Genomic DNA, 6,462 nt, shown 5'->3' with positions numbered 1-6,462 from the left:
GCGGTTTGTGAGCTAGCTCACAAACCGCGCGACTCGGGCTGTGGTAGGTTTATCAGATCAGGTTGATTTCCGGAGTACTGCCGCTGTATCGACTGTTAATTCGCCAAATGCGCCTACTAGACCAACAGAACCGCGCCGACTACCGTAGCCTGGGTCCTCGACGAACGGCGTCAGGCGGAGAAGGCATGTCCGAGCGTTATTGGTTGCTCAAAAGCTGTGCGTTGCTCACAGCTGTCTCGGCCGACGATCTGCGCCGACTGGAAGCCCGCTCGCGTGTTCGCCGTTTTCGTACCGGCGAGCTCGTCTATCTTCCGTCCGACGCCGCCGACGGCGTGCTGCTTTTGGCCGAGGGGCGCATCCGAATCGGTAGCACCAGCCCCGAGGGAAAGAGGGCAATTCTCGCTTATGTCGACCCCGGTGAACTGTTCGGCGAGTTGGCCATGTTCGGCGGCGAGACTCGCGACGAGCTGGCGGATGCGATGGCGCCGTCGCTAGTTGTTTCGCTGCCCCGCGAAGAAGTGTTGCGCATCATGAATGAGAATCCCGGTCTCGCCGTGGGCATTACCAAACTGATTGGGCTCAGGCGGCAGCGGATCGAACGTCGTCTCAAGTCGCTGCTGTTTCGATCAGTCCGTCAGCGGCTCGTCGAACTTCTGTTGGAACTGGCCGAGCGCTACGGCCGGCCGACGCCGGAAGGAGTTGTCATCGAGTTGCGGTTGTCGCACCAGGAACTCGCTAGCGCCATTGGCAGCACTCGGGAATCGGTTACGCTCATGATGGGTGAACTGACCGACGAGGGACTTGTCGGAAAGCGGCGCAGTCGAATCATTTTGTGCGCCACGGAAATGCTACGCAAACAAGTCGCAGGTGATGCGAAGGAGCGCCACAAGTCGAATCGCCGCACAGATAGTCGAGGTTAACGAACCCATGCAACCATCGTCCGGTCCATCATCCTGGTCAGACTGTCCGCCTGGCGTCTTGTTAAGGGCGGCAGGGCGATTGCAACGCCGGCGAACATTGCGCACCGCCGCGCCGGTGATTGCCATGGTGGGCGTCGTGTTGCTCGCCAGCTGGTACAGTTGGCCTACTGCTGCGCCGCAATTTAAGCCGGGGGTTGACGTCGACTATTGTTACGGCGATATCGCTTGCCACGAGGTTGTGCATCGGCTCGGCGATCTTGCCACAGGAAACGTCGACGCCACGACTCGGTCCAAAATGGAAGAACATCTGAGGCAATGTGCAAAATGCCGTCAGGTGCAAACGCAACTGGATGGACAAATCCAAGTAACGCCGTCGCTTGGCGCCGTCGCGTGGCAGTCACGCGCACATGCGCCCTAGACCCATACACCCGGCACGCGTCGTAAGCGATTAATCACCACGTTGCTTGATCTCCGCGATGACGGTCGCCGTGCCGTCGGGCAACAATTTGCGCACGCGCGGGAGCCAGTCTTCGCGGCGTTCGGCGTCAACGGCGGCGACCATGAGGATCGCGGCGAGGGAACCGAGTCGTCTGATGAACATTAAGTGCCCTCCGGGGCGCGTCCAAGGTCTGCCCCGCCAGCACGCTAGCCAATCTTCGGCAGCGTGAATTCGCCGCGGTATTCGCGGGTCAGCAGGGCGTCGGCATGGGAGTTGTCGACGAACGACTCGCCTTTCAAGACGAGCCGGGCGCCTAACGACAGCGGCGTCTTGGCGAGGTCGACGCCGTGGTCGTGGAGGTGCTGCTCCATTCTGGAGTAGGCATCGACGAATTCCGGCCGGGCATTTTCCGACTCCAACCGCGCGCGAATCTCTTCCGGCGTGGCGGTTTGGCCCAGGCGGTGAGAGATGTTGGCGACGTGGCAGAGCGAAGTCGATTGATGACCTTCCAGGATGTCGCCGTTGAGATCTTCTTGCTTGCCGCTGCGGACGGCGCGGATGAAGTTGGCGAAGTGGTTTTCGCCTTCCCTTTGGAACGTCTCGATCAACTTGCCGTCGAGGTCAAAGGCCGACGTGCCAGCGACGAATCCATGCTCGCATTCGACGATCCAGCCCTCGTCGAGATCGGGCCGGTACGTCGCAGTCTTCAGGTTGCGCGTTTCCTGCACGATGGCGAAATCGTCGAAGCCATGCACCGTGATCTGGGTGTTGGGGGTTTCTCCGGCGTCGCCGAATCCGAAGCGCCCGCCAATGCTGAGCACCGAGTTGCCTAGCCCGCCGGCGCCACCCGTTAAGATGCGGCAGGCGTCGACCTGGTGAATGTTGTTGTTGGCGATTTCGCCGTTGCCGGTGTTCCAGTACCAGTGCCAATCGTAGTGCAGGTTCGGGCGCGTGAGCGGCTCGTCTTGCGCGGGGCCGAGCCAGAGGTTGTAATCGACTTGCTTAGGCGGTTGATACGCGCCGGGCTTGCCGATCGTCTCGCGCTCGCGGTAGACGATGCTCCGCGCGAGCTTGATCTTGCCGAGTTTGCCGGCTTGGAGGTATTCGGCCGCGGCGCGGAGATCGCCACTGGAACGGCGTTGGGTGCCGGCCTGGCAGAGGCGTTGATGATGCCGCGCGGCTTCGACCATGCGGCGGCCTTCGACCACGTTGTGGCAGACCGGCTTTTCGCAATAGACATGCTTGCCGGACTGGATCGCCCAGATCGTCGCGAGCGCGTGCCAGTGGTTGGGCGTCGCGATAGAGACTGTATGGACGGTCTTGTCGTCGAACACCTTGCGCATGTCGGCCACGGCCTCCGGCGCGCGGCCCTGCTTGTCGATGACGCGTTGTTTGCTCTTGGCGAGGATCTCCGCGTCCGGATCGCAGATGTAGGCGATCTCCACGCCTGGGATGTTCATGAATTCGTCGAGGTGATCGCGCCCGCGATTGCGGAGACCAATCACGGCGTGGCGAATCACGTCGTTCGCGCTCTTGGAGTTATCTTGCGCTCGCAAAGGAATCGGGGTCAGGCCAGCGGCGGCCAGCGCGGCGGCGGCCAACATCGATTCTTCCAAGAACTGCCGACGCGTGGACCGGGACATGGAACGGCTCCTCGTGTGCAACGAGCGTGGGGACGTGAACGCGATGACCCCTAGTATCGCGAGCCGTGGCGGGAATGGCAACCATCGCAGCGGCCGTTACTGGACCTGGGCCGGATGGTTTACGCGCCAAGCAATGGGCGTGTTATACTGTCCAACCTGACAGAGACTTCGTGACCACTCGCCCATCCATTCCTAGGTACGCCTAACGCCATGCCTACTTATCCAAGCGACACGACTGGTTCTTCCACGCGCCGTCAATTCCTCGGGACGACAGCCAAGACCTTCGCGGTGGGAGCGTTGGGGGCTGCGGCGCTGCGTTCGCCGCGCGCCGCGCGGGCGTTTGCCAGCGTCAATGACCAAATCACCGTCGGCGCCATCGGCGTCGGCGGCCGGGCGAGCTTGCTGTTGGAGCAGTTGCCGGAATCGGCGCGGATCGTGGCGCTGAGCGACTGCAATGTGCCGCGGGCCGAGGCGTTCAAGGCAAAGCAGCAGGGAGACTGGCCGGTCTATCAGGACTACCGAAAAATCCTCGATCGCCAGGACATCGACGCGGTGATCGTCGCCACCGGCGAATTCCAACGCGTGTTGCCGTGCATCAAAGCCTGCCAGGCCGGCAAGGACGTGTACGCGGAGAAGCCGCTCACGTTGTATATCAAGGAAGGCCGTGCGCTGGTGGACGCGGTGCGCCTGCACAAACGCGTGCTGCAAGTCGGCTCGCAGCAGCGGTCGATGGAAATGAATCGCGTCGCCTGCGAATTGGTGCGCAGCGGCGGGTTGGGCAAGGTCTTGGAAGTCCGCGCGATCAACTACGGTGGCGCCGAGGCCTCGCCAGCGGGCGGATTGCCAGAATCGCCAGCGCCGGAAGGGCTCGACTGGAACATGTGGCTCAACCAGGCCGCGGAGCGACCGTTTAACCAGGATTGGATGGGCTGGATGCGCTGGCGCGACTTCGCCGGCGGCGAGATGACCAACTGGGGCGCGCACGGCGTCGACCAGATCCAATGGGCGCTCGGCATGGACGACACCGGCCCCGCGGAATTGCGTCCGCTTTCCGCAGGCCCGAACGGGCAAGTTTCGATGCGCTACCCGAACGGCGTCGACGTGAACTTCGTGATCGAGCCCGGACACGGCCCGATGGGGGGCGCGGTGTTTATCTGCGAAAAGGGCAAGCTCGAAATCAATCGCAATAAGTTTGCGTCGAACCCGCCGGAAATCGCCAAGGAACTGGAAGCGAAGCTCGACGTGGTCGAGGAAGAGCGCAAGTGGAGCGACTCACTCGCGCTCTGGCAAGCGAAGTGGCACATGCAGAACTGGCTCGATTGCATCCGCTCGCGCGAAGTGCCGGTGGCGGACGTGGAAATCGGCCACCGTTCGGTCTCGGTGTGCCACTTGGCGAATATCACCCGCGCGATTGGTCGCCCGCTGCGTTGGGACGCCGCGAAAGAGCAATTCGACGGCGACGACGAAGCGAACGCGCTGTTGGATCGCCCGCGCCGCAAAGGCTTTGAGTTGCCGACGTCGTAGGACCGTGGCAACCGTTACCGGTCAATACTTGATCAGGCTGAATAGCTCGTAGCGTTTTAGCCTTGCTGCGCCACCGAGGTCGCCAAGCTCGATCACGAACGCGCAGCCAGCCACAATGGCCTTGGCTTGCTCGATCAGATTGCAACACGCTTCGATGGTGCCACCGGTGGCGAGCAGATCGTCTACCAACAAAACGCGCTGTCCAGGGGAGACGCCGTCGATGTGGATTTCCAGCGTGTCGCGGCCATACTCCAGTTCGTAGTGGAAGGCGTGCGTTTCGAAAGGCAGCTTGCCTGGCTTACGAATCGGCACGAAGCCGACGCCGAGTTCGATCGCCAGCGGCGCGGCGAAGATGAATCCCCGCGCTTCGGCCGCGGCGACGACGTCGATCTTCGACTCGCGGTAATGCTGCGCCAAACGGCGGATCGACTCTCGCAACGCCTCAGCGGAGGCCAACAACGGAGTGATATCGCGAAACATGATCCCAGGCTTCGGAAAGTCCGGGATGCTGCGGATGTGATCTTCAAGCGTCAAGCGGAAAGATTCCTTCTACTGCTTCGACTGTGGGAGGCGTCTCCGACGCCGATGGAACAGACTAGGGGGCGGGCAACACGCGTTACACTTGCCCTGCGGCCGGCACCACAAACGGTTTGCGATATTCGCGCGTCAGCATCGCCTGCGCTGGCTCGGTGCCAGGGATCGATTCGTTATCGACGTCGATCTTGAGGGGCACTCCGCACCAGAGCTTGACTTTGCCGAGGTCGACGGCGCGGTCGGCCAGGTGACCCTTGAAGCGATCCCAAGTTTCCAGGTCGACCTGATGCCCGCTCAGGTACGACTCGCAATCCGGGGCGTTAAGGTGTTCGCCGAGCCGCATCGAGATGTTACCCAAGTGGCACAGGGCGCTGGAGAGATGCCCTTGCTCGATGTCGGCGTTGAGGTCCTGGTAGTTGCGGCTGCGGACCGCGCGGATGAAGTTCTCGTAGTGGAGATCGTCGCCGCCCGGGCCGGTGAATTCCTGAATCACCTTACCGTCGAGGTCGAAGGCCGTGCTGTGGTTGTAACCGTCCTGCACGATGTATCCCGTCGTGCCGTGGAAAACAACGCCGACGCCCGCGTCGCGGTACTTTTCCGTTTCCAAGCCACGGACTTCGAAAATCAGCCTTTTGTCGCCGTAGATGTGCTCGACGACCTGCGTGTTGGCTACGTCGCCGGCGTCCTCATAGCCGAAGCGGCCGCCGTAGCTCAGGACCGTGTCGCTCAGCTTGTCGATTCCGAGGCCCCAGCGGGCGATATCCATCTGGTGGATGCCCTGGTTGCCGAGGTCGCCGTTCCCCTGTTCCCATTGCCAGTGCCAATCGTAGTGCAACCGCTCGCGCATGAGCGGTTCCAGCGGCGACGGGCCGCACCAGAGGTTGTAGTCGACCGTCTTCGGCCAAGGATAACAGGCGCGCGGGCCGATCGAGTCGCGGCGCTTGTAGCACAGTCCGCGGGCAATCTTCAGCTCGCCGATGCCGCCGGCGCGCATGAAGTCGATGGCTTTCTTCGTGCCCGGCATCGAACGGCATTGCGTGCCGGTTTGGCAGATGCGCCCGTACTTGCGGGCCGCCTCGACCATCCGCCGACCTTCGCTCACGTTGTGGCTGACCGGCTTCTCCACGTACACGTCTTTGCCGGCTTGCATCGCCCAGATGCTAACCAACGAGTGCCAGTGGTTTGGCGTGGCCGTGGTGACGATATCGACCGTGGGGTCGTCGAACACCTCACGCATGTCTTGTACGAACTTGGGGCGATGCCCCTGAGACTTCTCAATCGCGGCGATGTGCCCTTGCGCGCGCTGCTCGTCGGCGTCGCAGATATACGTGACCGCCGCGTCCTTACGCTCGCGGAAATGCTCCAAATGGCTGCCGCCGCGCCCGCCCGACCCAATCACCGC

At 62.3% G+C, this 6,462-nt stretch carries 7 protein-coding genes; 3 read left to right on the top strand and 4 right to left on the bottom strand.

The window, feature by feature from the left end; all coding sequences use genetic code 11:
• Positions 1-185: 185 nt before the first annotated feature.
• Both SGJ19_17985 and SGJ19_17980 read left to right on the top strand, forming a co-directional pair.
• The gene (locus SGJ19_17985; protein ID MDZ4782140.1) at positions 186-920 is read left to right on the top strand and encodes a Crp/Fnr family transcriptional regulator; all 735 of its coding nucleotides are present in this window, start codon (positions 186-188) and stop codon (positions 918-920) included.
• A 7-nt stretch (positions 921-927) separates the two neighbouring features.
• Positions 928-1,338, top strand: a complete 411-nt coding sequence (locus tag SGJ19_17980; protein MDZ4782139.1) for a zf-HC2 domain-containing protein — start codon at positions 928-930, stop codon at positions 1,336-1,338.
• Positions 1,339-1,368: 30 nt separating this feature from the next.
• On the opposite strand, the gene SGJ19_17975 is transcribed toward SGJ19_17980, so the two are convergent.
• The gene (locus SGJ19_17975) at positions 1,369-1,521 is read right to left on the bottom strand and encodes a hypothetical protein (protein MDZ4782138.1); all 153 of its coding nucleotides are present in this window, start codon (positions 1,519-1,521) and stop codon (positions 1,369-1,371) included.
• Between the two features lie 44 nt (positions 1,522-1,565).
• The gene (locus SGJ19_17970) at positions 1,566-3,002 is read right to left on the bottom strand and encodes a Gfo/Idh/MocA family oxidoreductase (GenBank protein MDZ4782137.1); all 1,437 of its coding nucleotides are present in this window, start codon (positions 3,000-3,002) and stop codon (positions 1,566-1,568) included.
• Between the two features lie 210 nt (positions 3,003-3,212).
• Between SGJ19_17970 and SGJ19_17965 the strand changes: the two genes are divergently transcribed.
• A complete protein-coding gene (locus tag SGJ19_17965; GenBank protein ID MDZ4782136.1) occupies positions 3,213-4,526 on the top strand; it encodes a Gfo/Idh/MocA family oxidoreductase in 1,314 nt (437 codons plus the stop codon).
• A 21-nt stretch (positions 4,527-4,547) separates the two neighbouring features.
• Here SGJ19_17965 and SGJ19_17960 read toward each other — a convergent pair whose 3' ends face one another.
• Both SGJ19_17960 and SGJ19_17955 read right to left on the bottom strand, forming a co-directional pair.
• Positions 4,548-5,060, bottom strand: coding sequence for an adenine phosphoribosyltransferase (locus SGJ19_17960; GenBank protein ID MDZ4782135.1), 513 nt, complete (start codon positions 5,058-5,060; stop codon positions 4,548-4,550).
• An 82-nt stretch (positions 5,061-5,142) separates the two neighbouring features.
• Positions 5,143-6,462 (bottom strand): Gfo/Idh/MocA family oxidoreductase (locus SGJ19_17955; protein MDZ4782134.1); only part of this gene is annotated, 1,320 nt, incomplete at its 5' end.

Source organism: Planctomycetia bacterium (assembly GCA_034440135.1).
In the GTDB taxonomy this organism is placed as follows: domain Bacteria; phylum Planctomycetota; class Planctomycetia; order Pirellulales; family JALHLM01; genus JALHLM01.
The sequence above is the reverse complement of the archived record's forward strand: the minus strand, read 5'-3'. Positions and strand labels throughout refer to the sequence as shown.

Coding starts and splice junctions, on each gene's coding strand:
- SGJ19_17970 (MDZ4782137.1), bottom strand. CDS start 3,002: ATGTCCCGGTCCACGCGTCGGCAGTTCTTGGAAGAATCGATGTTGGCC.
- SGJ19_17975 (MDZ4782138.1), bottom strand. CDS start 1,521: ATGTTCATCAGACGACTCGGTTCCCTCGCCGCGATCCTCATGGTCGCC.
- SGJ19_17980 (MDZ4782139.1), top strand. CDS start 928: ATGCAACCATCGTCCGGTCCATCATCCTGGTCAGACTGTCCGCCTGGC.
- SGJ19_17965 (MDZ4782136.1), top strand. CDS start 3,213: ATGCCTACTTATCCAAGCGACACGACTGGTTCTTCCACGCGCCGTCAA.
- SGJ19_17985 (MDZ4782140.1), top strand. CDS start 186: ATGTCCGAGCGTTATTGGTTGCTCAAAAGCTGTGCGTTGCTCACAGCT.